This is a genomic window from Streptomyces coelicoflavus (genome assembly GCF_003112555.1).
Lineage (GTDB): Bacteria > Actinomycetota > Actinomycetes > Streptomycetales > Streptomycetaceae > Streptomyces > Streptomyces coelicoflavus.
The window spans coordinates 104,797-129,330 of the sequence record NZ_BEWB01000016.1 but is presented as its reverse complement, the minus strand read 5'-3'; the positions used below and the strand labels follow the sequence as shown (position 1 = coordinate 129,330).

Below are 24,534 nucleotides of genomic sequence, written 5' to 3'. Positions count from 1 at the left end.
GCGTTGTCGTCACAGGCGATGTCAGTGCCATTGTCTATCTTCTGATCCGGATCAGGAGTACCGAATCTTCGAGGAGTTGTGACGATGGTGGAGTTGTCCGGGCTGTCGGAGCGCAGCGAGTTCTCACCTGTGATCATCAGGACCGACTTCACGGACGAGGCCGCATGGCAGGAGACGACGGCGGAGCTGGAGAGCTCCTCACCCCACGACGGCGACCCCGCGCAGTCCTACGACGTGGTCGAGGCGCCGGAGCTGGACGGCGCGGACACGGACGCGGTCCTGGCGGCGATATCGGCCGACGAGGAGCTGTGGGAACAGCTCAGTGTCGTGTTCGTCGCCGACGGCACGACGATGCGGGCCGGCCACCACGCCCTGCTCGCGGTCACCACCCTGACCCGGGAGGACTTCGACGACGACGAGGACTACGAGGCCGCGGTCGAGTTCGGACGTGAGTTCCGCACGGTGCCCAGCGGTGTGCACTCGATCCATGTCAACCTCGAACTGGTCAACATGGACTTCGAGGAATTCTCGTCGAGCGCGCACGAGGACTCGGAGGGGGTCTTCCGCTCCTTCGCCGAGCGGTAGGACCGTCGGGGCTCGCTACCCAGCCCGGGCGCGGACCCTGTACTGACCGGCCGCCCCGACACGACGCGGCGGCCGGTGACATGTTGTCACCGGCCGCCGCGTCGAGGCCGTCACACGGCTGCGGGCTCCTCCGTGCCGATCCTCCCGCCCGTCTGCTCCTGGGCGCCCGTGGAGCGCTTGCGGCTGCGGGCGAGGGGCTTGAGCGTGCGCTGGACGATGAACCGTTCGGCGACGCCGGCGCTGATGAGGATCGAGCCCCACACGGACGTCGTGTAGACGTCCTCGAAGGACAGCCAGTCGAACTGCGACCGGAGGGCGAGTCCGATCAGGAGGAACACGCGGAGCACGACGGCGGCGAACGAGAGCGCGTAGTTCCTGATCATCCAGATGCGGTGGAGCTGGAGCTGGCCCTTCCTGATCGTCCGGTAGGCCTGGACCATGGAGTACAGCCAGGCCGCCGTGAGGATGTAGAAGCCGACCTGTGCGGGGAAACCGTCCTCGGAGAACGTCGCCGCGAAGAGGGCGGCCACGGACGCGACGACCATGCTGACCATGTAGACGCGTCCCAGGACCCGGTGCATCTTGCGGTACTTGTTCCGCCAGGCCGGGACGAACTGGATCGGTCCGAGCGCCAGCAACAGCCCCCGTCCTAACAGTGTCAGGTTGATTTACCACTCTTCGACCATCTTGTCGTCGTGAGGCGTCCGTCGTACGGTCTGAGTCATGAACGGAGACGAACCAGCCGGTGCCCCACTGTCCCTGCGTGAGCGGCGGTGGGCCGTCGCCGTCCAGGAGATCCTGGCCGCCGCCGAGGACCAGATCGCCGAGAACGGACCGGCCGCGCTGTCTCTGCGGGCGGTCGCCCGGAGCCTCGGGATGACCGTGCAGGCGCTCTACCACTACTTCCCGAGCCGGGACGACCTCATCACCGCGCTCGTCACCAAGGCGTACGGGGATCTGGCCGACGCGGTGCAGGAGGCGGTCGACACGGCGCCGGAGGACTCCGATCCGCCCCGGATGGTGATCGCCGCCGAGAGGTACCGCCAGTGGGGGGTCGACCATCCCGAGCGGTTCCAGCTCATCTACGGGGCACCCCTGCGCCACTACGCGGCGCCGGCGGAGGGCTCCAGCACCCAGGCGGTCCGCCGGATGAGCAGGACCTTCCAGAACGAGCTGTTCAGAGGATTCACCATGGAGCAGCTCGCCGCCGCGGACACCACCGCACTCTCCCCCGCCCTCGAGCGGCACCTGAAGGAGTTCCTGTCCCCGAACGCACTCGGCGGACTGCCGTCCCCCGCGGTGCCCATCCTGATCAGCGCCTGGGGACAGATGCACGGCCTGGTCGTGCTCGAGGTGTTCGGGCACACGTCCTTCGTCGGCCCCCATCAGGCCGAGATGTTCCGCCTGGCGATGCTGGCCATGCTCCAGGACGTCCGCCGCCGTATTCCGGCCGACGTCGCCACGCGGTGAGGGAGGCCCACCGGTTTGGCGGTGGCCGCACCGTTGAAGATGTGAGAAGGCTGTCGTCACAACAGCCGGTTCCTTTACCCCCGTTGCGAGCCGGCTGTCCGACTGCGCCCTCTCCCCCTTTCGCACAGGGGGCGCAGTCACCAGGTGGCGCAAGCTGTACCTCTGATTGACCCGACGGCTTCATCGCGGCCGTTGCGTCCCGTTCCTATGTTGGTGATCACGCCGGTCGAGTCGGCGGCATCCATCAGCAGAAGGAGGGTCCGGGGGCATGGTGATCACGACGAGGCCCCGGTCACGGCGTCACGAGAGCGCGGTTGGACCGCGCGCGGACGTCCTTTCAACGTAACCTCGCCGCGTTGCGTAGACCTTGTGTGAGCGGTCGTACGTACGAGCTACCCATGTCGCCCGAAGTCCCGGCCGGTCAGCGGCCGGGGTACCGGGCGCGAGACATCATTGTCGGGTCGCGGGCGACGCCCGGCGTGCGCACGACGCCGCTCCTCTTACCACTCCTGCCTTCCCACAAGTCGCTACAGGGGTGTTGATGACACACCACTTGTTGTCCCGGGATTCGGCCCCCGGGCACGACACTCACCCGGGCCCGTTCCGCACGGTGCCAGCGGGAAGTGAGCTGACCCGGTGAACGCGATAGACGACCACGCCATGTGGTACGGCATGCTGGGCCCCGTCGTGGTCCGGCACGGCCGTACGTCCCTCGATCTGGGACCGCGACAACGCCGGCTCCTGCTCACCCGCCTCCTCATCGAGGACGGCCGGCCCGTCTCCCTCACCGAGCTCTGCCACTCCCTCTGGGGGGACGAGCAGCCCACCGCGGCGGTGTCGTCCATCCGCGCCTACATCAGCCGGCTGCGGTCGGTCCTGGACCCGGACCGCAAGAGCAGGTCGTCCGTACTGATCAGCGGCGCCGCCGGCTACACGCTGGCCGTACCGAGGGAAGCGCGGAACGCCACCACCTTCGAGGCGCACGTGCTCCGGGCCCATGCCGCCTTCGCACGGGAGCAACTTCCCCTGGCCCGCGCCGAGATCGACACGGCCCTCGGCCTGTGGCGCGGGCCCGCCCTCGGCGAAGCCGCCGAGGAACCCTTCGCGCTGCGCGAAGGCGCACGCCTCAACGCGGCCCGCCAGGACGCCGGAGAGCTGCTGGCGGCGATCCTCATCGCACAGGGCGATCTCGTGCCCGCCGTGAGCGTCGCCGAGCAGCTCACGGTCGGCGCTCCGCTGCGCGAGGTCTCCTGGTCCCTGCTCATGCGTGCCCTCTACGCCGCCGGACGGCCCGTGGAGGCGCTGCGCCAGTACGACCGCTTTCGCACGACGCTGGCCCGGGAACTGGGCCTGGACCCGAGCCCCGGCCTGCGCGATCTGCACATGGCCGTTCTGCGACACGACACCGCCGCCCTCGGGATCCCCCGGTCACCACGGACGCCCACGACACTGGCCGGCATCCCGCCCGTGGCCAGGACACCGCTCGTGGGCCGGTCGCAGGAGACGGCTCGGCTCCAGACCCTGCTGGGTGAGGCGACGGCCGGGCAGTCCCGGTGGGCCGTGGTCTCGGGTGAACCCGGGTCGGGCAAGACCAGACTGCTGGACGAGTTCGCCGCACAGGCCGGCAAGGCCGGATTCGCCGTCACCCGGGCGAGCGGAGGACACACTCTAGGCCGCGGCAGAACCGTGGCCCTGCGCTGCGCGGTCACCCGGCTCGCCGACGGGCTGCGTGGGTCCGGCGAGGACGGCGGTGCCCAGGACGGGCCCGGCGAGGACGTCCTCACCACCCTCGTCCGGCAGATCGCACGTGTGCCCACCCTCTGTGTGGTGGACGACCTGGACTGGGCGACCCCGGACGTCCATCACCAGGTGTGCCGGCTAGCCGTCGACGCCTTCGAGACTGCGGTGTCGCAGGCCCGTGCCGCGGGCCTGCGGCCCGAGGTGCTGCACCTGGCCAACTCGGCCGCCGCACTGGCCGCTCCCGCCACCCACTACGACCTGGTCCGCGCGGGGCTCGGCCTGTACGGGTGGACGCGGCACTCGGATCGGCTCGTTCCTGGGACACGAAGGTGCTGGTGGAGGAGGCGATACACGGTCGGGAGATCGACATCGCGGTACTCGAGCATCCGGACGGCCGCCTGGAGACCGGACCGCCCCTGGAGATCGCGGTCCACGACGAACGGCCGTTCTTCGACTACGAGGCCAAGTACGTGGACGCGGAGACCAGTTACACCATCCCGGCACAGCTCGACGACGACGTCGCGAAGCAACTTCAGCGCATGGCCGTGGACGCCTTCGAAGCTTTGAACTGCTCCGGCCTCATCCGCGTCGACTTCTTCCTGCGCGACGGCGTACGACCGGTGGTGAACGAGGTCAACACCTTCCCCGGCTTCACCGCGGCCTCCCAGTTCCCACGCATCTGGGCGGCGGCCGGCCTGTCGTACGAACGGCTCCTGGACACCCTGATCACCACCGCCATCACCCGGACCGGCAGTCCCGCGGCGGGCCTCGCTGCCCGGTGACTCCGCCCCTCGAAAGGAGGCACGGATGGTGAAGCCGACCGCCCACACTCCGGAAGCCCTGGTCATCGCCCCGATCACGAACGCCACCCGGAACGCCGCTTTCGAGTTCCACCGCTCCACTCTCGGCGAGTTCATGCTGCCCGTGCCCCCGACCACGTTCCAACAGATGGTCGAGGCACGCCAGATGGTCGTGGTCTCGCGTGAGGGGCAGATCGCGGGGCTCTGCTACGTCAAACCGGACGGCAAGGGGCTCGACGCCGTCCCGCGGTGGGAGTTCGGCGGTCTCCATCTCGTCCCCGGCCTTCGCGGGCGCGGCCTCGGCACCCTGCTGAGCGCCGTCGCGATCACGGCCGTCACTCGCGCCGACCCCAAGCCGGTGATGGGCTACGTCCATCGGGACAACCCCGCCGGGATGGGACTGCTCGTCCACGGCCTCGGGTTCGTCGTGACCGACCAGAAGGTGCGCCTCGGTCCCGATGACGCGCCGGGACACCTGCGCCGCGACGAAGCGGGCTTCGCGACCGCCCACGTCCTGCGGCTCCCCGACGCCGCGCGGGCACACCTCTCCGACGGCCTGGAGCACATCGGCCTGGACGTGGACAGCCCCTCCGTGCCGGTCCCCCTTCGGTCCCAGTGAGGCGGCGGTCGTGCCGATGCCGGGCGGGCCGTGGAGCAGCGCGACCCGGGGCCGGCCGTCGGCGGGGCGGGTCGCCTCCCGCGCCAGTCGCCGCAGTTTCCGGTGCCGGTTGGTGAAGTGGATTGGCGCGGGCGGTAGTCCGCCGCCGCGGGCCAGGGCCGGTGTCCCCGGGCGCCCGTGGGTCCGCAGGACCAGCGCCCACTCGTCCGCCAGCCGCGCGTCCCGCCCGAGGCGGGCGTGCACCAGGCCGGCCAGTTCCGTCCGTTCCTCCGGGCTCCCCGGCAGCGGCGTATGCCGTCCGGTGGTCCTTCGTACCAAAGCGCCCGTCGACAGCTGGGGTTGCTTGCCCATTTCCCCCGCGGCGCCATTGCCCACGGACATGAGAAACGCGGTCGGTGCGCTGAGCGCCACGACCTCCAGCACCTCGGCCCCCTCCTGCTCCCCGCTCCGGCCCTGGGCCTGGGCCTGGGCCGGCGGGTATCCCCACCTCGACATTCCAAGGAATCATTCCGGTCTGTTTCGACGGGCGCCCGATCTCCGTTCGCCATCTCGAAGACACCCGGGCCAGGCCCTCCCCGCCTAACGTCGTTCGCGATCAAAGCACCCCTCGGGAAGGGCTTCAGCATGTGCGTTCACGGAGAGACGGCGTCTCACGAACCGACCGGTCAGGGGCGGCGGGGCTTCCTGCGCAACGCGGCGCTGGCGGGCGCCGGGGCGGTGGCGGTCGGTGCCGGTTCGTCCGCGCTCGGCGCGGCACCCGCGCACGCCGCCGACGCATCCGGGCACGGACACGGCCACGGGCATGTGGGGCGGTGGAATCCGGACCCCGACGCGCTCCGGTTCACCTTCGCCGTCATGCCGGACACGCAGTACCTCTACTGGGGCAGTCAGGACAGCGTCAACCGCGCCCCGCAGGAGGAGTCTTTCCGCTACATCGTCAGGAACAGCGGTGTCGCCGACCAGAACATCGTGTTCATGTCGCATCTCGGTGACCTGTCGCAGGACGCCGACGCCTCGTCCTTCGACCAGATCGACAAGGCTTTCGACACCCTGGACGCGAAGGGCGCCGCGTACAGCGTGGTGGCCGGCAACCACGACGTGAGCGGGGACGACACCCGTGGGGACACGCCGTACCTGCGGACCCTTGGCCCCCGGCGGTTCAGACACGCGAAGTCCTTCGTCGGGTCCGACGCCACGGGCTACAACACCGCGCACGTCTTCCGGGCCGCGGGCCGGTCGTGGCTCGTGCTGGCGCTGGACTGGCGGACCACCGAGCAGGGCTTCGCGTGGGCCGAGAAGACCATCAAGGCCCACCCCCGGATGCCGGTGATCCTCACGGCGCACGACATCGTCCACCCCGACTACGATGACAACGTTTTCCCTTACGAGTCCGGCGACCCGGAGAACAACGCCTCGCTCTCCGAGTACGGTCAGGCCCTCTGGGACCGGCTGATCGCGGACAACGACCAGATCTTCCTGACCCTCAACGGCCACTACTGGCCGTCCGGCCGCACGACCAGGAAGAACGCCCACGGCAACGACGTGCACCTGCACATCGCCAACTACCAGAACCGCTTCTTCGGCGGCGGCGGCATGATCCGGCTGTACCACTTCGACCTGGCCCGGGACACGATCGACGTCGAGACGGTCAATCCGTGGATCCTGGCCCAGGAACCGGAGTCGCGCAGCGCTCTGGCCGCCGAGCACGCCCGCCTCACGAGCCCGGTCGACGACTTCTCGATCCCGGTCGACTTCGAGAAGCGCTTCTCCGGCTTCGCCCCCGTCCCGGCCCGTCCCTCCCGCCCGGCCGACCGGATGCTGGTCAGGGGTACGGTCGCGTACTGGCGCTTCGACGGGCAGGGAGCGCCGGGCACCGCGCTCACGCGGGGGCAGACCGTCCGGGACCTCTCCGGCAGGGGCAACGACCTGACGGTGGTGACCACGCCCGGCACCCCCGCCGACGCGCTGACCTGGTCCGACGACCACCACCCCGACCAGCCCGGGCACGCCAGCCTGAAGTTCACCGGGGGCAGGAACCCGGTCAACGGCTCGTACCTCACCACGACGGACGCGGCTCCCCTGAACACCGAGACGTTCAGGGGCGGGTACACGATCGAGACCTTCGTGCGCATACCCCTGGACTGGGACGCCGGCCGGAACGGCAACGCGTCGGTCCTCAGCCGCCGGGGCGCCGCCCGCGCCGCCGGGAAGCACGGCAGGAACACCGACCCCAACGAGCCCCTGGCCCAGTTGGCCATCACCAACAACGGCCGTGAGGTGCAGTTCAACCACTACCCGCTCAACACCACCTACCCGACGACGAACTGGAGCCACGGCCTGGCGGAGCTGCGGTGGTGGCACATCGCCGTCGTCAACGACGGCCGCCGCACCAGGCTGTACGTCGAGAGCTCCCCGGTCGCCGACGATCCGCGGCGCGTGTCACTCGGACTCACCTCGCTCGGACTGCCGTGGCTGGTGGGGGGCCACGAATACGCCGGCGCGATCGACGTCGTCTTCCACGGCGCCGTCGGCGACATCCGCGTCGTGAACCGCCCACTGGAGCACGGGGAGTTCCTGACCGCGAAGTGAGGGGCCGGGCGTGCCGGTGCGGGCGAAGGTGGTCCACGCGGCACGCACCGCTCTGCCCAGGGTGTCCACCTCGGTCCACGGCTCCCGGCCCAGCATCGGTGATGCCCGCCATGCCTCCCGGGTGCCCAGGAGCAGCGGCAGTTCCAGGCAGTGGGTGGCGCCGAACGGGGAGCCGGCCGGGCGCCAGTCGAGGCGGTACGCGTGGACCCGGGCCCCGGCCCGCGCCAGGGCCGTCCCGTAGCGTGCCAGCGGCTCCTCGTACACGCGGCGGGTCAGCTCCGCAACGTCGTCGCCCTCCCCCGGGAAGGCGCTCATGTCGTCCGCGTTCCAGCCGTACATGACGTCCAGACCGCGGACGGCCGGGGCGGGCTCCTCGTCGTCCTCCGCGACGGGGGACCCGAGGACCGGGAGGAAGGGGGGTTCCAGAGTGCTTCCGGAGCGTCGCAGGTTGATGCCCGCGGTCTCCCGTTGCGCCGCCAGGATCGCGGGAAGACCGGCGGTGCGCGGGTCCTCGCCCAGCAGGTCGGCGAAGACGCGGCCGAGGTTCTCGGAGTCCGTGCGGGAGCGGGCCGTGATGGACAGGGGCGGGCTCTGGAGGATCGCCCGGTGCAGGAGCCCCCGCGCCTGACGCATCTCCAGCAGCAGCCGGATGGAGAGGGCGCCCGCGGACTGGCCGAAGACCGTGACGTTGCCGGGGTCTCCCCCGTAGGCGGCGATGTGCTCGCCCACCCAGCGCAGGGCCTCGAGCTGGTCGTACAGGCCGAGGTTGCCCTCGCTGATGCCGTCCAGGCAGAGGTATCCGAGGGCTCCGAGGCGGTAGTTGACGCCGACGACGACCACGTCGCCCTCGGCGGCGAGTGCTCCGCCGTCGTACCAGTCCATGAGGCCCGCGCCGCTGCTGAAGCCGCCGCCGTGGAACCAGACGAGGACCGGACGGGCGCCGTCGTCGCGGGCCGGGGTGGTGACGGTCAGGTGGAGGCAGTCCTCGCCCTGGGGACGGGGGTCGAGCGGGGCTCCCATCACCGCGTCGAGGCGGGAGGGGAGCTGGGGGCAGATCTCGCCGCTCGGAGGGCGGGTGTCGCCGGTGTCCACCGGGCGGGGCGGGGAGAAGCGCGCGGCGGTGGCGTAACGGACGGGGCCGGAGCGCACCACCGCGCCAGTGGGATCGGGCATGTTCGGCCTCCGTGGGGGTCAGGTGCGGGCGACGGCCTGCGCCGGGGGTTCGGCCGCCGGTTCCGGTCCCTTCTCCGGGACCAGGCGGAACAGTGCGACCGCCCCGGCGAGGCTGAGGGCGCACACCCCCACCAGATACCACGTCACGCCGGTCGACGAGCCGCCGGCGTCCAGCAGCGCGGTGGAGATCAGCGGGGCGAGTCCGCCGCCCAGGATGGCGCCGAGCTGGAGGATGAGGGAGGAACCCGAGTACCGGACGTGGATGGGGAAGGTGTCGGCGATGATGGCGCCCTGTACGCAGTGCGTCACCGGGATGATGACGCCCATGCCGACCAGGGCCAGCAGGGCGAGCAGCGACCTGTTCGTGTTGAGCAGCGGGAAGAACGCCACGCACCAGGCCAGGATGGCGACGGAGCCGCCGACGAACATGGTTCTGCGGCCGTAGCGGTCGGCGACCTTCGTCCAGAACGGGATGGTGGCGAACCAGATCACGGACGCGGCGGTCACGCCGAGGATGAGGAACTTCTTCTTGTAGTCCAGTTCCTTGGTTCCGTACGACAGGGTGAACACCAGGAACACGTAGGCCACGGCGGAGTTCGCGACCACCGCGAGCAGCGTGAGGCCGAGGCGGCGGTATCCGACCTTGAGCGCCTCCGCCAGCGGGAACCTGACCACCTCGTCCTGCTCGACGGCGCGGTTGAAGGAGGGCGACTCGGTGACCCTCAGCCTGACCAGGAGTCCCACCGCGACGAGGACGAAGCTCAGCAGGAAGGGGATGCGCCAGGCCCACGAGGTGAAGGTGGCGTCTCCGGCCACGGAGTTGGTGGTGAGGAAGACGACGTTGGCCAGGACCAGTCCGGCGGGGGTGCCCATCTGCGGGAAGCCGGCGTACAGGTTCCGTTTGCCCGCGGGGGCGTGCTCCATCGACATCAGGGTGGCGCCGGCGCCCTCGCCGCCGAGCCCGATGCCCTGGACGACGCGGAGCAGGACGAGCAGCACCGGGGCCCAGAAGCCGATCGCGTCGTAGTTCGGGACGGCGCCGATGAGCGTGGAGCCGACGCCCATCAGCAGGAGCGAGACCACGAGGGTCGCCTTGCGTCCGATGCGGTCGCCGAAGTGCCCGAAGACCAGGCCCCCGAGCGGCCGGGCGACGAACCCGACGGCGAACGTGCTGAAGGCGGCCAGGGTGCCCGCGCCGGGGCTCAGCGAGGGGAAGAACTGCTTGTCGAAGATGAGCGCGGCCGCGGTGCCGTAGAGGAAGAAGTCGTACCACTCGAGCGTGGTGCCGGCCAGGGTCGCGACGGCCGTTCTGCCCGCCGCGGTGCGGCCGGTGCCCGTGCCGTCTGCTGGGGGTGAGTTGCTCATGGGAGGACCTCTCACTCGGGTGGGTTGCGGTGGATCCTGGCCCTCCGAGGCATGACGCACAAATGCCGAACACGCGACCAGCCATAGCCATCTGGGTATAGCGGCATTTCAGCCACCCCTCAGCCGTCCCCCAACCACCCCTCGACGCCGAGGTATACCCAAGTGGGCATGCGAATGGACGAGAAGTTAATTTGTCGGGCATGGCCGCGCCTTCCACAGTGAGAGGCATGACGGCAGAAACTGGGCGGTGGATCCGCAACTTCGTCGACGGCCGGTTCGTCGACCCCGACGACGGCGACGGCGACGGTGGCGGTGGCGGTGGCGTCCGGGCCGGCCATCGCGGCTTCGACGCGACCGATCCGGCCACCGGCCTCGTGCACGCCCGCGTCCACGAGGCGGACGAGGTTCTGGTGGACCGGGCCGTGGCGGCGGCCCGGCGCGCGCTGCGCGAGGGGTGGGCGGACACGGCGGTCCGGGAGCGGACCGAGTTGCTGCGCCGTGCGGCCGACCGCATCGAGGAGCGGTTCGAGGAGTTCGTCGCCGCGGAGATCGCCGACACCGGCAAACCCGTCACGCAGGCGCGGGAGCTGGACGTCGCCCGCGCCGTCGCGAACTTCCGCGCCTTCGCCGACGTGGTCGCCGCGGCGGGCCAGGAGTCGTTCCTGACCGATCTGGCGGGCGGGAGGCGGGCCCTCAACTACGCGGTCCGCAAACCGCTGGGCGTGGTCGCGGTCGTCGTGCCGTGGAACCTGCCGCTCCTGCTGCTGACCTGGAAGGTCGCCCCCGCCCTGGCCTGCGGCAACGCCGTGGTCGTCAAGCCGAGCGAGGAGACGCCCGGCACCGCCGCGCTCCTCGCCGAGGTGCTGGCCGAGGTGGGTCTGCCGGCCGGCGTGTACAACGTCGTCCACGGCTTCGGCGGCGGCTCCGCCGGCGGATACCTGACGGCGCACCCCGGCATCGACGGGGTGACCTTCACCGGGTCGTCCGCGACCGGCGCGCAGGTCATGCGGACCGTCGCCCCGCGCGTACGGCCGGTCTCCTTCGAACTCGGCGGCAAGAACGCCGCGGTCGTCTTCGACGACGTCGACGTCGACGAGGCGGTGACCGGGCTGAGCAGGTCGGTGTTCGCCAACACCGGCCAGGTGTGCCTGTGCACCGAGCGGGTCTACGTACAGCGGTCCGTCTTCGACGACATCGCGGGCGGACTCGTGGAGCGCGCCGGACGCCTGCGCCTGGGCGACCCGCTGTCCGAGGAGACCACCACCGGTCCGCTGATCTCCCACGCCCACCGCGACAAGGTGCTGGGCTACTTCGACCTGGCCGAACAGGCCGGCGCGACGGTCCTCACCGGCGGCCAGGTCCCCCGGCTCGGTGCGGACCTCGACGGCGGTTCGTGGATCGAGCCCACCCTGTGGACCGGGCTGACCAACGCCGACCGGGTGGTCCGCGAGGAGATCTTCGGCCCCGTGGCCGCCCTCATCCCCTTCGACACCGAGGAAGAGGCGATCGGTCTCGCCAACGACACCGACTACGGTCTCGCCGCCTCGGTATGGACCAACGACCTGCGCCGCGGGCACCGGGTGGCGCAGGCGATGAACGTAGGCATGGCCTGGGTCAACACCTGGTTCCTGCGCGACCTGCGCTCCCCCTTCGGCGGCGTCGGGCTCTCCGGCCTCGGCCGCGAGGGCGGCGAGTCGTCCCTGCACTTCTACACCGAGCCGACGAATGTGTGCGTACAACTGTGAACGACCTGACGAACCGGGCGGACCCCTCCCCTCTCCACGCTGCCGGTGCCGGGTCCGAGCGGCCGGTCGAGGCCGCCGTCGCGGCCCTCACGCACGCGGCCGCCACGCGCACCCCCTGCGCCCCGGTCCGCCAGTACCTCGGTACGAGCGACATCGACGCCGCCTACGAGGTGCAGCGCCGCCTCGCCCAGGCCCGCGGCACGGCCGGCGCGCGCCGGGCGGGCGCCAAGATCGGGCTGACCGCCCCCGTCGTGCAGCGGCAGTTCGGCGTCTTCCAGCCGGACTTCGGCGTGCTCCACGACGACATGCTGTACGCGCACACCGAGCCGCTGCCGCTCGGCCGGTTCCTCCAGCCGCGCGCGGAGGGCGAGATCGCGTTCGTGCTCGGGCGGGACCTGGACCGGCCCGGCCCGTCCGTCGCGGACGTGCTGCGGGCCACCGAGTTCGTGCTGCCCGCCATCGAGATCGTCGACTCCCGCATCGCCGGCTGGGACCTGGCCATCACCGACACCGTGGCCGACAACGCGTCCAGCGGCGCGGTCGTCCTCGGCACCACCCCGTACCCGGTCGCGGGCCTGGATCTGGCCCGGGTCGGCATGACACTGCGCCGGGAGGGCGAGGCGGTCTCCCACGGCGCGGGGCACGCCTGCCTCGGCTCGCCGGTCGTCGCGGTGGCCTGGCTGGCCCGCGAACTGGTCCGGCGCGAACAGCCGTTGCGCGCCGGGGACGTGGTGATGTCCGGCGCGCTGGGCCCGATGGTGCCCGTCGGGGGACCGGGACGGTTCCGGCTGGAGCTGGACGGGCTGGGAGAAGTGGAAGCAGTCCTCGAGGAGGAAACCAAGTGAGTCCAGCAACCACCGGACCGAACGGCACGGTCCCGGCCACGGACGGCACACCCCCGACCGCGGCCGACACGCCCCCGACCGCGGCCGGCACGGTCCCCGTCGCGGTCATCGGCTCCGGCAACATCGGCACCGACCTGATGATCAAGGTGATGCGGCTGTCCAGGACCCTGCGCATGGGCGCCATGGCCGGCATCGACCCGGCGTCCGACGGTCTCGCGCGAGCCGCACGCCTCAAGGTCGCCACCACCGCCGGCGGCATCGACGGCCTCGTGGAGATGGACGAGTTCGCCGGCGTCAAGGTCGTCTTCGACGCCACCTCCGCGAAGGCCCACGTCCGCAACGCCGAGGTCGCCCGGCGCCACGGCAAGCTGATGGTCGACCTGACCCCGGCCGCGCTCGGCCCCTTCGTCGTTCCGCCGGTCAACCTGGAGGAGCACCTGGACGCGCCGGACGTCAACATGGTGACCTGCGGCGGCCAGGCGACCATCCCCGTCGTCGCCGCGGTCTCCCGGATCGCCCCGGTGGCGTACGGCGAGATCGTCGCGTCCATCGCGTCGCGGTCGGCCGGTCCCGGCACCCGGGCGAACATCGACGAGTTCACCGAGACCACCGGCGAGGCCATCCGCGCCGTCGGCGGCGCCGCGGTGGGCAAGGCGATCATCGTCCTCAACCCGGCCGAACCGCCCCTCGTCATGCGCGACACCGTGTACTGCCTCGTCGAGGGCGCGGTCGACGCGGGGACGCGGGAGCGCATCGCCGCCTCCGTGCGGGACATGGCCGCCGGCGTCCGGGAGTACGTCCCCGGCTACCGGCTCAAGCAGGACGTCCAGTTCGACCCCGTCGAGGACGTCGTGGTCCCGGCGCTGGGCCGCAGGTTCACCGGAGTGCGGGTGTCGGTGTTCCTGGAGGTGCTGGGCGCCGGCCACTACCTGCCCGACTACGCCGGGAACCTGGACATCATGACCTCCGCCGCGGTCAGGACCGCCGAGCGGATCGCCGTACTCCGAGGATGGGTGAGCACGTGAACCTCTACGTACAGGACGTGACCCTGCGGGACGGCATGCACGCCATGGGGCACATGTACACCCTCGACCAGGTGCGCCGGATCGTCTCCGCGCTCGACAGGGCGGGCGTCGCGGCCGTCGAGGTCGCGCACGGCGACGGGCTCGGCGGATCGAGCGCCAACTACGGCTTCGGCGCCCACAGCGACGAGGAGTGGATCGAGGCCGCCGCGGAGGTGCTGGAGCACGCGAAGCTGACCACCCTGCTGCTTCCCGGCATCGGCACCATCGAGCACCTGCGCCGCGCCCACGCCCTCGGGGTGCGCAGCGTCCGCGTCGCCACCCATTGCACCGAGGCCGACGTGAGCGCACAGCACATCGCCTGGGCCCGGGAGCACGGCATGGACGTGTCGGGCTTCCTGATGATGAGCCACCTCAACTCCCCCGCACGCCTGGCCGAGCAGGCGGCCCTGATGGAGTCCTACGGCGCGCACTGCGTGTACGTCACCGACTCCGGCGGGCGGCTGACGACGCGCGACGTCACGGAGCGGATCGACGCCTACCGCCAGGTGCTGGACGACCGTACCCAGATCGGCATCCACGCCCACGAGAACCTCTCGCTCTCGGTCGCCAACAGTGTGGCCGCCGTCGAGCACGGCGCGTACCGCGTCGACGTGGCCCTGGCCGGTCAGGGCGCCGGGGCGGGCAACTGCCCGGCGGAACCGTTCGTCGCGGTCGCGGACCTGCTGGGCTGGGAGCACGGCTGCGACCTGTTCGCCCTCCAGGACGCCGCCGACGACATCGTCCGCCCGTTGCGCAACCGGCCCGTACGCGTGGACCGGGAGACGCTGACCCTCGGCTACGCCGGGGTGTACTCCAGCTTCCTGCTGCACGCCGAACGGGCGTCCCGGCGCTACGGGATCGACACCCGGCGGATCCTGATGGAGGTCGGACGCCGCCAACTGGTCGGCGGCCAGGAGGACATGATCGTCGACATCGCACTGGACCTGGCCTCGCAGGACGGGGCCGGCACGGAAGGGAGCGCCGCATGAGCACGGCAAGCACCGTGGAGGCCCTCGCGGAGCGGCTCGACACCGCCCAGACGACGCGCACCGACACGCCGAGTCTCGCCGACACGCACGACTTCGACATCGCGGAGGCGTACGCGGTCCAGGCGGCGCTGGTGGCCCGCCGGGAGGCGCGCGGCGAGCGGGTCACCGGGGTCAAGCTGGGCTTCACCAGCAAGGCCAAGATGGCCCAGATGGGGGTGTCCGACGTGATCGTCGGGCGGCTCACCGACGCGATGCGGGTCGCGAACGGCGGCGACCTCGACCTCGGGCGGTTCATCCACCCGAAGGTGGAGCCCGAGGTGGCGTACCGGATCCGCCGCGACGTGGACCTGGACGACCCCACGACGGACATCGAGTCCTGTGTGGACGCGCTCGCCCCCGCCATGGAGGTCATCGACTCCCGCTACCGGGACTTCCGGTTCACCTACGAGGACGTCGTCGCGGACAACACCTCGGCCTCCGCCTACGTGATCGGTTCCTGGCGGCCCCTGGAGAGTGTGCCCAACCGGGCGGTGCGGCTGGTGAGCGGCGGGACGGAGACGGTCGGCTCGACCGCCGCGATCCTCGGCGACCCGGTGCGCGCCCTGCACGCGCTGCTGGACATGTGCCGGCGCCGGTCCATCCCGCTGCGGGCCGGGCAGGTGGTGCTCGCCGGTGCGGCCACCGCGGCGGTGCCGCTGACCGCCGGGGTCACCACCTGCGAGGTCGCGGGGCTCGGCACGGTGGAAGTGAGGGTCATCGGATGAGCGACGCACGCGTTCTCGGGGGACGGGCCGCCCCGCGCGGCCGCTTCCCCCACCTGAAGGTCGTCGGCGACCTGGTCTTCGTGTCCGGCACGAGTTCGCGCCGGCCCGACAACACGTTCGTGGGCGCCGAGGCCGACGCCATGGGCACCACGAACCTCGACATCCGCGCGCAGACCCGCGCGGTGATCGAGAACATCCGGGACATGCTCGCCGAGGTGGGCGCCGAACTCCACGACATCGCCCAGGTCACCTCGTACCTGGTGTCGATGAACGACTTCGGCGGATACAACGAGGTCTACGGCGAGTTCTTCGACGAGCGGGGCCCGGCCCGTACGACGGTCGCGGTGCACCAGTTGCCGCACCCGCACCTGCTGATCGAGATCCAGGCCGTCGCCCACCTGCCCGGGGCCTCCCGGGCTCCCCGAACCCCCGGTACATCCGCATCGCACAGCACGGAGGTGGTCTCATGACCGACATCCCCGAGGTCATCGACTTCCAGGGTTGGATCGACGAGCACGCGCACCTGCTCAAGCCGCCGGTGAACAACCGGACCATGTTTCTCGGCGACGACTTCATCGTCCAGATCGTGGGCGGCCCCAACCAGCGCACGGACTTCCACCAGGAGCCGTACGAGGAGTGGTTCTACCAGGTCAAGGGCGACATGCACGTCAACCTCATGACCGGGGACGGGCCGCGGACCGTGCACATCAAGGAGGGTCAGGCCTGGCTGCTGCCCGGCAACGTCCCGCACTCCCCGCAGCGCCCCGACCCCGAGTCGATCGGCCTGGTCATCGAGCGGGTCCGGGAGGAGGGCACCCTGGAGCGCTTCCAGTGGTACTGCCTGAACTGCTCCGCCCTGATCCACGGGATCGAACTCCAGGTCAGGGACATCGTGGAGGACCTGCCGCCGGTCTTCACCGCGTTCTACGAGGACGAGCGGGCCCGGGTCTGCCGCGAGTGCGGCGCGCTCCACCCGGGGAAGGGCTGACCGGTGGACCGAGTGATCGACATCCACACCCACTACGTGCCCCGGGGCTGGCCCGACCTGAGAGGCGACGGCGGGCCGGACGCACCGTGGCTCCGGCTCGAGACCGAGTCGGACGCGGTGATCATGATGGGGACCAGGGAGTTCCGGCGGATCCGCTCGGACTGCTGGGACGCCGAGGTCCGGCTGCGCGACATGGACACGGACGGGGTGCGCACCCAGGTCGTCTCCCCGACCCCTGCCTTCTTCAACTACGGGCGAAGCGGCCGGGAGGCGGCGAGGATCGCGCGGATCTTCAACGATCTGGCGCTGGAGATCGTCGAGCCCGCGCCGGACCGGCTGATCCCGTTCTGCCAGGTGCCGTTGCAGGACCCGGACGCGGCCTGCCGCGAGCTGGAGCGCTGCGTCGCGGCCGGGCACCGGGGGGTCGAGATCGGCAACCACGTCGGCGACCAGGACCTGGACAGCGAAGGGGTCGTCACCTTCCTCCAGCACTGCGCGGCACTGGACGTACCGGTGTTCGTGCACCCGTGGGACATGGCCTCCTCTCCCCGGCTCGACCGCTGGATGGCCCAGTGGCTGACGGCGATGCCCGCCGAGACGCACCTGTCGATCCTGGCCATGATCCTGGGCGGGGTCTTCGACCGCGTCGACGACCGTCTGAAGATCTGCTTCGCGCACGGCGGCGGTTCGTTCGCGTTCTGGCTGGGCCGCATGGAGAACGCCTGGCACGGACGCAACGACGTCATCGGCACCTCGCGGTTCCCGCCGTCCCACTACCTCGGCCGGTTCCACGTGGACTCGGTCGTCTTCGACGAGCGCGCCCTGCGGCTGCTGGTGGACACGGTGGGCGCGGACCGGGTGATGGTGGGCAGCGACTACCCGTACCCGCTGGGCGAGCGTCCGGTCGGCCAGGTGGTCCGCAAGAGCCAGTTCCTCGACGACACCGAACGCCGGCAGATCGGCCACGAGAACGCCGAACGGTTCCTCGGCCTGTCCTCTTCCTAGACCACGTCGTCGGATCCCCGTCTGCTCGCCGACGGTGCGGCCATGTCACCGGCGACGGCCTCCAGGCTCCGGATGAGGGCCTCGGCGGAGGGGCTCAGCGTCCGGGCGGCCGATCTGGTCAGCCCGACGCTGTGCCCGATCTGGGCCAGCGGGACCGACAGCCGCACCATGCGGCTGTCGTCCCGGACGATCAGGCTGGGCAGCACCGCGACGACGTCGGTCTCCAGCAGAAGCTGACGGATGGTCAGGAACGACGTGGTCTCCACCCGGTTCAGCGGCAGGGCGAACCCGTGGCGGCCGAACAGTTCCTCGATCTCCCGGCGCAGCACGGTCTCCGCGCCAGGCAGGATCCACGGGTGGTCGACCAGCTCCGCCAGCTCCACCCCTTCCCGGCCGGCGAGCGGGTGCGTGGCCCGGACCACGGGCTCCACCGACTCGTCGTAGAGCTTGCGGCGTTCCATCCGCTCGTCGGAGGGCGCCGTCAGCCTGCCCACGACGAGGTCGACGCGCCCCGCCTCCAGCTCCAGCAGCAGCGCCTCCGGCGACCCCTCCCGCACGATCACGGTCAGGTAGGGGCGCTCCCTCTTGAGCGCGGCGATGGCGCGCGGCAGCAGGACATTGGAGCCCGCCAGGTGGGTGCCGACGACCACGGTGCCGCGGTCGGCGTCGGCGAGCTCCACCACATGCCGCCCCGCCTGCGTCAACTGCGCCAGCACCGCCCGTGCGTGCCGGGTGAACGCCTCGCCGAACACGGTGGGGGTGACGCCCCGGGGGCCGCGCTCGAACAGCGGCACGCCGAGGATGTCCTCCAGTTCGTGCAGGCTCCGGGTCGCCGCGGGCTGCGTCACATGGAGTTCGCCGGCGGCGCCGACGACGCTCCCCTGGCGCGAGAGGGCGTCGATCAGGACCAGGTGCCGGAACTTGAGCCGGCCGTCGAGCAGGCGGGGCATCTCCACCCCGTGACTCTATCCACCACCTGCCGCTCCCACGGCCGGCGGCCACGCGCTCCCCGGCCGATACGCGGCTGATACACGGCCGAGCCGTGCCGGATGCCCCGGGGCCGCACGCGACAGGCAGAATGCGGACGGTACGAGGTCAGGGCCGCCGTGCGGGATTCACCCGGTGGGCGGCGGGAAGAAGGGTCGGGTCCAGTGAGCGAGGAGGACGCCCCGGCGCCCGTGACGATCCTGCTGGTCGAGGACGACGAGGTCATCCGCAGGTCCGTTACGCTCGCGCTGGAACGCTACGGTTACCGGGTCGTGTCGGCCGGTGACGGTCTGACCGGACTGGAGCTGTTCCGGGAGGGCCGCCACGACCTGCTGCTCCTGGACGTGATGCTGCCCGGCCTCGACGGCATCGGACTGTGCCGGCGGATCAGGGAGACCAGCATGGACCCGGTGCTGATGATGTCCGCGCGCGGTGACGCCCTGGACGTGGTCTCCGGTCTGGAGGCGGGCGCCGACGACTACGTCGTCAAGCCCGTCGACACCGCGGTGCTGGTGGCCCGTATCCGCTCGCTGCTGCGGCGCGCGGTCTACACCCCCGCCGCCCCGCCCGCCACGGGCGGGGGACGGCCGGAGCGGTCCGGTGCCGACGGTCGTGACCTGCTGGTCTTCGGCGACCTGAGCATCGACACCGCGGGCCTCGTCGTGTCGCTGGCCGGCCGGCCCGTCGCGCTGGCCCCGACCGAACTGCGGCTGCTGCTGGAGTTCGCCGCGCATCCCGGCACGGTGCTCGACCGGCAGACCCTGCTGCGCAACGTGTGGGACTACGGCTGGGACGGCGACAGCCGCGTGGTCGATCTGTGCGTGCAGCGGCTGCGGAAGAAGATCGGGGCCGACCGGGTCGAGACCGTCCGCGGGTTCGGCTACAAGTTGCGGCGCTGACGTGGACGCCGTACGTGACCTGCTCAACTGGCGTTCACTGCGTTGGAAGACCTGTCTGCTCGTCACCGTGTGCTGCTGTGCCGTCGCGCTGACCATCGGGACCCTGGTGCACTCCAGCACCCGGGCCCGGTCGATGAACGACGGGGCCGCCAAGGCCACCGCGACACTCCTCAGGGACGTGGAGGCCTACGAGCGGGACGGTTTCCCACCTCCCGGGCTCCGTCTGGTGCCGGGGGAGCTCCCAGACGAGTTGCTGCGCCGGCTGGACGACCGGCGGGAACCGGAGCCGCACCACGACGCGGTCACCTGGTACGAGGGTCCGGGCGCCGGGGACCACCCCTCGATGTGGGCGGCACGCATCTACCGCGGCAAGCCCGTCGCCACCGAGATCGACATGACGTCCGACCTGCTCACGCGCCGTGCCCTGGACCGGCACATGTGGAAGTACTCCCTTCTCGCCCTGGCCGTCGTCGTCCCCCTGTCGGCGCTCGCCGCCGAACTGCCGTACCGCCGGCTGCGCAGGGTGGCGCGCACCACCCGCCGGATCACGGACGGCGATCTGACCGCCAGGACCGGAGCCGGGCGCGGCAACGACGAGATCACCGCCATCTCGGCCACGGTCGACTCGATGGCCGACAGCCTGCACCAGCGGCTGCTGACCGAGCAGCGTTTCACCGCGGACGTCGCCCACGAACTGCGGACCCCGCTGATGGGCCTGGTCACCGCGAGCGAACTGCTCCCCGAGGGGGAGGCGACCGGCCTGGTCCAGGACCGGGTGCGGGTGATGCGGGCCCTGGTCGAGAACCTGCTGGAGATCTCCCGCCTCGACGCGGGCGCCGAGTGTGCCGAGCCGAGAAGGGTGCCGCTGGCCGAGGCGGTCTCCGAGTCCGTGGAACGCACCGGACTGCACACACGGTTCACCGCGCGGGACGCCCTGACCGCCGAGACCGACCCGCGCCGGCTCGACCGGATCGTCACCAACCTCGTCGTCAACGCCCACCGGCACGGTCGAGCGCCCGTCGAGGTCACGGTCTCCGGCACCACGGTGACCGTACGGGACCACGGCCCCGGCTTTCCGGCCGCGTTGCTGACCGGGGGACCCCAGCGGTTCCGCACCGGCGCACCGGAACGCGGCCGCGGTCACGGCCTGGGGCTCACCATCGCGCTCGGCCAGGCCGAGGTCCTCGGTGCGTCGCTGTCGTTCGCCAACGCGCCCGACGGCGGGGCCGTCGCCACCCTCCGGCTGCCCGCGGCCGCGAAACGGCCGATACACAACGGATGACCGGCGGAGCGGGAGCCGCGACCCGGTCACGGCCGTGCGGACATCCCCCTCGCCGAGAGTGACCGGGATGCGCGAACGACGCGCACCGCGTCCCCCGGAGGTACTCCCATGCGCCCAGTCCCCGAACGCGGCGAGCAGGACGGATCCCCCGCGCCGCCGTCCGCTTCCCGGCTGCCGCACCGCCTGCGGCGACGCCCGGCGCTCCTCGCCGCCGGCGCGACCGCCCTGGTCACCCTGGTCACCCTCGGGAGCGTTCTCTCGGTCCGTGGGTCCGCGGACGACGCCCCGTCCGGCGCGGGCGTCGACGGCGGGCGGCCGGGCACATCCCTCACCGGGTCGCTGCCCTGGCCGGACGAGGGTCAGGCGGCCGTCCTGGTCGAGGGGTTCGGGCCGCGCGGTGCCCCGGGCGGCCACGGACCGGGGCGGCCGGTGCCGATCGCGAGCGTCACCAAGGTGATGACGGCCTATGTGATCCTGCGTGACCACCCGCTGCGCGGCGACGCGTCCGGCCCCCTGATCACCGTGGACGACGAGGCCGCCAACGAGTCCTTCTCCGGCGCCGAGTCCACCGTCGAGGTCCGGCCGGGCCAGCGGCTGAGCCAACGACGCCTGCTGGAACTGATGCTCGTCCCTTCCGGCAACAACATCGCCCGGCTGCTGGCCCGTTGGGACGCCGGGTCGCAGGAGTCGTTCGTCGCCAGGATGAACCGCGCCGCCGACGACCTCGGCATGGACGACACCACGTACACGGGAGCCAGCGGTATCGAGTCCACCACCACGAGTACCGCCGCGGACCAGCTGAAGCTGGCGCGGCAGGTCATGCGCGACGACGTCTTCAGGTCCGTCGCCGCCCTGCCGCGCACCGCCGCGGCAGTGGGCTCCGGGACGATTCCCAACAGCAACGAACTGCTGAACACACCGGGTGTGATCGGGATCAAGACCGGTTCCAGTACCCCTGCGGGGGGCGCGCTGATGTGGGCGGTCGACGTTGCGGACCGGAGCGGCCGACGGCATCTCGCCCTCGGCGTGGTGCTGCACCAACGCGCCGGCACCAGCCCGCAGGAGGGCCTGCGCGCCGTCTTCGACGCCAGCCGTGCGCTCGTGGAGGCGGTACGGCACCGCGTGGCCGCGACCGGCCCCGCGACGGCCTCCACCACCGACGCCCCGTCCGGAACCCGGTGAGACGACCTTGACCGCTGTCCTCGGCACCTCCTCCGCCGCGCCGGAAACCGCCGGGTCCCGGCCGCCGCGTCGCCGCCTCTTCCCCGGCGGGCGTGACGGACTGGCCGCCGCGATCGTCGCGCTGCTGACCACGCTCCTGATGCTGGGCCACTCCCTGATCCCCGACCGGCCCGGACATCTCGGCAGTCTCACCGAGACCTTCCTGCCCTGGACGGGCCTCGTCGTGCCGCTGCTCCTGGTGTGCGCCGCGATCCGCCGTTCCGCGACCGCCGCCGCTGCCATACTGCTGCCCGCCCTCGTCTGGGGCACGCTCTACGGCGGGGCGCTGACCGACAAACGGACGAGCGGCGGCGACCTGACCGTGGTGACGCACAACGTCAACGAGCACAATCCGCGCCCCGCGCACACCGCCCGGGCGCTGGCCGACTCCGGCGCCGACGTGGTGGCCCTGGAGGAGCTGGGCGACCCGTCCGTGTACGAGGAGGAGTTGGCCGCCCACTACCCGTACCACTCGGTGCGGGACACGGTGGGCCTGTGGAGCCGCTATCCGCTCACCGACGCCCGCACGGTCGACATCGCCCCCTGGCCGCGTGCCCTGCGTGCCACGGTCCGCACTCCCGAGGGGCCGGTCGCCGTGTACGTCGCCCATCTGCTCTCCGTCCGGTTCAGCCCCGCGTCGGGCTTCGGCACGGACGCCCGCGACCGCGCGGCGGGCCGTCTGGCGGCGGCCCTGCGCGCCGAACCGCTGCCCCGCGCCCTGCTCGTGGGCGACCTCAACGGCACCACGGACGACGGCGCCCTCTCCGCCCTCACCTCCCCGATGCACTCGGCCCAGGAAACGGCCGGAGCCGGATTCGGCCTGACCTGGCCGGCCGCGTTCCCGCTGGCCCGGATCGACCACATCCTCCTGCGCGGCATGGAGGCGCGATCGGCCTGGACCCTCCCGGCCACCGACAGCGACCACCTGCCGGTGGCGGCGTCCTTGCGGCTGTAGGCGCTTTCCGGAGTTGCCCGTCCGCCGCGCGGGCGACGACGGGCAACTCCGGACGGGACCCAGCCGCGGTGCAGGTACGCCCTCGTCACGGTCTGGCGGACCTCGTTGCCGTCACCGTCCCGGGCGGTGACGCGCAGCGTCACGAAGGCGTCGCCCCGCACCTTCGGCGGCTTGGTGACGGTGACGGCTAACCTGCCGTCACCGCGGGACCTGGTGGGCGCCGCCGTCGCACTCCCTGATCCTCAGCGGCGTCCCGTCCGCGGCGACCCCGCCCGGCACTTCGAGGCACTTGCCCAGCGCCTCGACCGCCCCTCGGGAGCCGACGTACCACTGCTGCACACCCGTGTCGTTCAGGGTCGGCCCGGTGTCCTTCCGGCCGACGGGAACGGGCCCGGTGCCGACGACGTCGTCGGTACCGGGCCCGTCACGCGCACCCCACCCCGTCCCCACAGGTGGGTGCGAGCCGCCGCATGCCGCCTACATGTGGACGGTGGGGGCGGCGTCCGGGTCCGCCGTCGCGATCCCGCGCCGGAAGAGCAGCGCCGTGATCAGCGCGCCCGCGGCGAAGAGCAGGGCCGACCACATGAAGGCGGTGGTGTAGGAGTCCATCGCGGCCTGGGCCTGGACGAGCTTGTCGGCCGGATTCCTGCCGACGAGGTAGGACGTGGCGGCGCTCGCGGCGAGGGTGTTGAGCAGCGGGGTGCCGATGGAGCCGCCGATCTGCTGCATCGTGTTGAGGGAGGCACTCGCGACACCGGCGTCCTCGGTGGCCACACCACTGGTGCCGACGCTCATGGACGGGGCCATGACCAGGCCGATGCCGAGGCCGGTGACCAGGAGGGGCGGCAGGACGTTGGCGGCGTACGAGCTGTCCAGTCCCAGGGTGGTCAGCCAGAACAGGCCGACGGCGCCGAGCGCCATACCGAGGGGCACCACGATCTTCGGCCCGACGAACGAGAGCAGGAAGGTGGTGGACATCGTGGCCGACACCATCAGGGTGGCGACCATGGGCAGGAACGCCAGACCGGTCTGGATCGCGGAGAGGCCCAGGGTCAGCTGGAGGTAGTAGGTGAGGAACAGGAACACGCCGAACATTCCGGCGCTGGCGACCAGCAGTGCCGCGAAGGCGGCGCCACGGTTGCGGTCCAGGAGCACGCGCAGCGGCAGCAGGGGATGCGCGGCCCTGGTCTGCCACCACGCGAACACGGCCAGCAGCGCGGCGCCGGCGGCCAGGAAGCCCCAGGACAGCGGCGAACTCCAGTCGTGCGACTCGGCGTTGGAGAATCCGTAGACGATGCCGAAGGCCTTCGCCCGTTCCTTGGCGTCGGTGAACGTGGTGGTCAGCAGCGAGAGGGCGGCCGGCGCGAGGAGCGCGCCGAACAGGCCTTGCAGCGCGCGGCCGGTGACGAGCACCTCGAAGTTACGTCCTGCCCCGGCCGAACCCAGACG

21 protein-coding genes and 3 pseudogenes are annotated in these 24,534 nt (G+C 71.6%); 18 read left to right on the top strand and 6 right to left on the bottom strand.

All coding sequences use genetic code 11. The features are described 5' to 3' along the window. The first annotated feature begins 84 nt into the window (after positions 1–84). The gene (locus Sco07f_RS33625) at positions 85–585 is read left to right on the top strand and encodes a DUF6924 domain-containing protein (RefSeq protein WP_108990093.1); all 501 of its coding nucleotides are present in this window, start codon (positions 85–87) and stop codon (positions 583–585) included. A gap of 110 nt (positions 586–695) precedes the next feature. Here Sco07f_RS33625 and Sco07f_RS33620 read toward each other — a convergent pair whose 3' ends face one another. Continuing rightward, complete coding sequence (locus Sco07f_RS33620; RefSeq protein WP_218030757.1) at positions 696–1,223, bottom strand: DUF2306 domain-containing protein; 528 nt, start codon at positions 1,221–1,223, stop codon at positions 696–698. Positions 1,224–1,308: 85 nt separating this feature from the next. Here Sco07f_RS33620 and Sco07f_RS33615 point away from each other — a divergent pair, with 85 nt between their 5' ends. The 5 genes and pseudogenes from Sco07f_RS33615 to Sco07f_RS33595 all read left to right on the top strand — a co-directional run bounded on the left by Sco07f_RS33615 (position 1,309) and on the right by Sco07f_RS33595 (position 7,803). Next, a complete protein-coding gene (locus Sco07f_RS33615; protein WP_108990091.1) occupies positions 1,309–2,055 on the top strand; it encodes a TetR/AcrR family transcriptional regulator in 747 nt (248 codons plus the stop codon). Between the two features lie 660 nt (positions 2,056–2,715). Beyond that, positions 2,716–4,023, top strand: a pseudogene (locus Sco07f_RS33610) (AfsR/SARP family transcriptional regulator); the annotation flags it as partial. Then, positions 3,927–4,577, top strand: a complete 651-nt coding sequence (locus tag Sco07f_RS40900) for a D-alanine--D-alanine ligase (RefSeq protein ID WP_439959703.1) — start codon at positions 3,927–3,929, stop codon at positions 4,575–4,577. The pseudogene Sco07f_RS33610 and the gene Sco07f_RS40900, both read left to right, overlap by 97 nt. 25 nt (positions 4,578–4,602) lie before the next feature. Then, entirely contained in the window at positions 4,603–5,214 is a 612-nt protein-coding gene (locus Sco07f_RS33600; RefSeq protein WP_108990088.1) for a GNAT family N-acetyltransferase, read from the top strand. 624 nt (positions 5,215–5,838) lie between these two features. After that, the gene (locus Sco07f_RS33595) at positions 5,839–7,803 is read left to right on the top strand and encodes a LamG-like jellyroll fold domain-containing protein (protein ID WP_108990087.1); all 1,965 of its coding nucleotides are present in this window, start codon (positions 5,839–5,841) and stop codon (positions 7,801–7,803) included. Between the two features lie 522 nt (positions 7,804–8,325). Here Sco07f_RS33595 and Sco07f_RS40895 read toward each other — a convergent pair. Together Sco07f_RS40895 and Sco07f_RS33585 are read right to left on the bottom strand one after the other, a co-directional pair. Further along, a pseudogene (locus Sco07f_RS40895) lies at positions 8,326–8,976 on the bottom strand (carboxylesterase family protein); the annotation flags it as partial. An 18-nt stretch (positions 8,977–8,994) separates the two neighbouring features. Next, complete coding sequence (locus tag Sco07f_RS33585; RefSeq protein WP_087792661.1) at positions 8,995–10,341, bottom strand: MFS transporter; 1,347 nt, start codon at positions 10,339–10,341, stop codon at positions 8,995–8,997. Positions 10,342–10,568: 227 nt separating this feature from the next. Here Sco07f_RS33585 and Sco07f_RS33580 point away from each other — a divergent pair, with 227 nt between their 5' ends. From Sco07f_RS33580 to Sco07f_RS33545, 8 genes are read left to right on the top strand one after another with little or no spacing between them, the layout of a single operon-like run. Next, positions 10,569–12,086: a 2-hydroxymuconic semialdehyde dehydrogenase gene (locus Sco07f_RS33580; RefSeq protein WP_108990086.1), complete on the top strand. Its 1,518-nt coding sequence runs from the start codon at positions 10,569–10,571 to the stop codon at positions 12,084–12,086. Between the two features lie 5 nt (positions 12,087–12,091). Next, positions 12,092–12,931 (top strand): 2-keto-4-pentenoate hydratase, encoded by an 840-nt coding sequence (locus Sco07f_RS33575; RefSeq protein WP_174855458.1) that lies wholly within the window; start codon positions 12,092–12,094, stop codon positions 12,929–12,931. Further along, positions 12,928–13,956, top strand: a complete 1,029-nt coding sequence (locus tag Sco07f_RS33570; protein WP_108990084.1) for an acetaldehyde dehydrogenase (acetylating) — start codon at positions 12,928–12,930, stop codon at positions 13,954–13,956. The genes Sco07f_RS33575 and Sco07f_RS33570 overlap by 4 nt, the downstream gene beginning before the upstream one ends. Further along, a complete protein-coding gene (gene dmpG, locus Sco07f_RS33565) occupies positions 13,953–14,984 on the top strand; it encodes a 4-hydroxy-2-oxovalerate aldolase (RefSeq protein ID WP_244942195.1) in 1,032 nt (343 codons plus the stop codon). The genes Sco07f_RS33570 and dmpG overlap by 4 nt, the downstream gene beginning before the upstream one ends. Further along, positions 14,981–15,748 (top strand): 2-keto-4-pentenoate hydratase, encoded by a 768-nt coding sequence (locus tag Sco07f_RS33560; RefSeq protein ID WP_108990082.1) that lies wholly within the window; start codon positions 14,981–14,983, stop codon positions 15,746–15,748. The genes dmpG and Sco07f_RS33560 overlap by 4 nt, the downstream gene beginning before the upstream one ends. Continuing rightward, positions 15,745–16,218, top strand: a complete 474-nt coding sequence (locus tag Sco07f_RS33555) for a RidA family protein (RefSeq protein WP_108990081.1) — start codon at positions 15,745–15,747, stop codon at positions 16,216–16,218. Before Sco07f_RS33560 ends, Sco07f_RS33555 begins: the two co-directional genes overlap by 4 nt. Then, the gene (locus tag Sco07f_RS33550; RefSeq protein WP_054099946.1) at positions 16,215–16,736 is read left to right on the top strand and encodes a 3-hydroxyanthranilate 3,4-dioxygenase; all 522 of its coding nucleotides are present in this window, start codon (positions 16,215–16,217) and stop codon (positions 16,734–16,736) included. The genes Sco07f_RS33555 and Sco07f_RS33550 overlap by 4 nt, the downstream gene beginning before the upstream one ends. A gap of 3 nt (positions 16,737–16,739) precedes the next feature. After that, the gene (locus Sco07f_RS33545; protein ID WP_108990080.1) at positions 16,740–17,741 is read left to right on the top strand and encodes an amidohydrolase family protein; all 1,002 of its coding nucleotides are present in this window, start codon (positions 16,740–16,742) and stop codon (positions 17,739–17,741) included. Here the strand turns inward: Sco07f_RS33545 and Sco07f_RS33540 are convergent. Next, positions 17,738–18,697 carry a LysR substrate-binding domain-containing protein gene (locus Sco07f_RS33540; RefSeq protein ID WP_108990079.1) on the bottom strand — a complete coding sequence of 320 codons (960 nt, stop codon included), beginning with the start codon at positions 18,695–18,697 and terminating at the stop codon, positions 17,738–17,740. The genes Sco07f_RS33545 and Sco07f_RS33540 overlap by 4 nt on opposite strands. Positions 18,698–18,919: 222 nt before the next feature. Between Sco07f_RS33540 and cseB the strand changes: the two genes are divergently transcribed. From cseB to Sco07f_RS33520, 4 genes are all read left to right on the top strand, one after another. After that, complete coding sequence (gene cseB / locus Sco07f_RS33535; RefSeq protein WP_167468302.1) at positions 18,920–19,627, top strand: two-component system response regulator CseB; 708 nt, start codon at positions 18,920–18,922, stop codon at positions 19,625–19,627. Between the two features lies 1 nt (position 19,628). Further along, positions 19,629–20,909, top strand: a complete 1,281-nt coding sequence (locus Sco07f_RS33530) for a sensor histidine kinase (RefSeq protein WP_108990078.1) — start codon at positions 19,629–19,631, stop codon at positions 20,907–20,909. 108 nt (positions 20,910–21,017) lie between these two features. Continuing rightward, positions 21,018–22,091 carry a D-alanyl-D-alanine carboxypeptidase family protein gene (locus tag Sco07f_RS33525; RefSeq protein ID WP_108990077.1) on the top strand — a complete coding sequence of 358 codons (1,074 nt, stop codon included), beginning with the start codon at positions 21,018–21,020 and terminating at the stop codon, positions 22,089–22,091. A gap of 139 nt (positions 22,092–22,230) precedes the next feature. Then, on the top strand, positions 22,231–23,085 hold the full coding sequence (locus tag Sco07f_RS33520; protein WP_167468301.1) for an endonuclease/exonuclease/phosphatase family protein: 855 nt from the start codon (positions 22,231–22,233) through the stop codon (positions 23,083–23,085). Between the two features lie 198 nt (positions 23,086–23,283). Here the strand turns inward: Sco07f_RS33520 and Sco07f_RS39870 are convergent, their stop codons facing one another. Then, positions 23,284–23,424, bottom strand: a complete 141-nt coding sequence (locus Sco07f_RS39870; RefSeq protein WP_159107011.1) for a ricin-type beta-trefoil lectin domain protein — start codon at positions 23,422–23,424, stop codon at positions 23,284–23,286. Between the two features lie 138 nt (positions 23,425–23,562). Next, positions 23,563–24,522: pseudogene (locus tag Sco07f_RS33510) on the bottom strand (MFS transporter); the annotation flags it as partial. Between the last annotated feature and the right edge of the window lie 12 nt (positions 24,523–24,534).

Coding starts and splice junctions, on each gene's coding strand:
- Sco07f_RS33525 (WP_108990077.1), top strand. CDS start 21,018: ATGCGCCCAGTCCCCGAACGCGGCGAGCAGGACGGATCCCCCGCGCCG.
- Sco07f_RS33585 (WP_087792661.1), bottom strand. CDS start 10,341: ATGAGCAACTCACCCCCAGCAGACGGCACGGGCACCGGCCGCACCGCG.
- Sco07f_RS33625 (WP_108990093.1), top strand. CDS start 85: ATGGTGGAGTTGTCCGGGCTGTCGGAGCGCAGCGAGTTCTCACCTGTG.
- Sco07f_RS33595 (WP_108990087.1), top strand. CDS start 5,839: ATGTGCGTTCACGGAGAGACGGCGTCTCACGAACCGACCGGTCAGGGG.
- Sco07f_RS33560 (WP_108990082.1), top strand. CDS start 14,981: ATGAGCACGGCAAGCACCGTGGAGGCCCTCGCGGAGCGGCTCGACACC.
- Sco07f_RS33615 (WP_108990091.1), top strand. CDS start 1,309: ATGAACGGAGACGAACCAGCCGGTGCCCCACTGTCCCTGCGTGAGCGG.
- Sco07f_RS33580 (WP_108990086.1), top strand. CDS start 10,569: ATGACGGCAGAAACTGGGCGGTGGATCCGCAACTTCGTCGACGGCCGG.
- Sco07f_RS33600 (WP_108990088.1), top strand. CDS start 4,603: ATGGTGAAGCCGACCGCCCACACTCCGGAAGCCCTGGTCATCGCCCCG.
- Sco07f_RS33550 (WP_054099946.1), top strand. CDS start 16,215: ATGACCGACATCCCCGAGGTCATCGACTTCCAGGGTTGGATCGACGAG.
- Sco07f_RS33555 (WP_108990081.1), top strand. CDS start 15,745: ATGAGCGACGCACGCGTTCTCGGGGGACGGGCCGCCCCGCGCGGCCGC.
- Sco07f_RS33520 (WP_167468301.1), top strand. CDS start 22,231: ATGCTGGGCCACTCCCTGATCCCCGACCGGCCCGGACATCTCGGCAGT.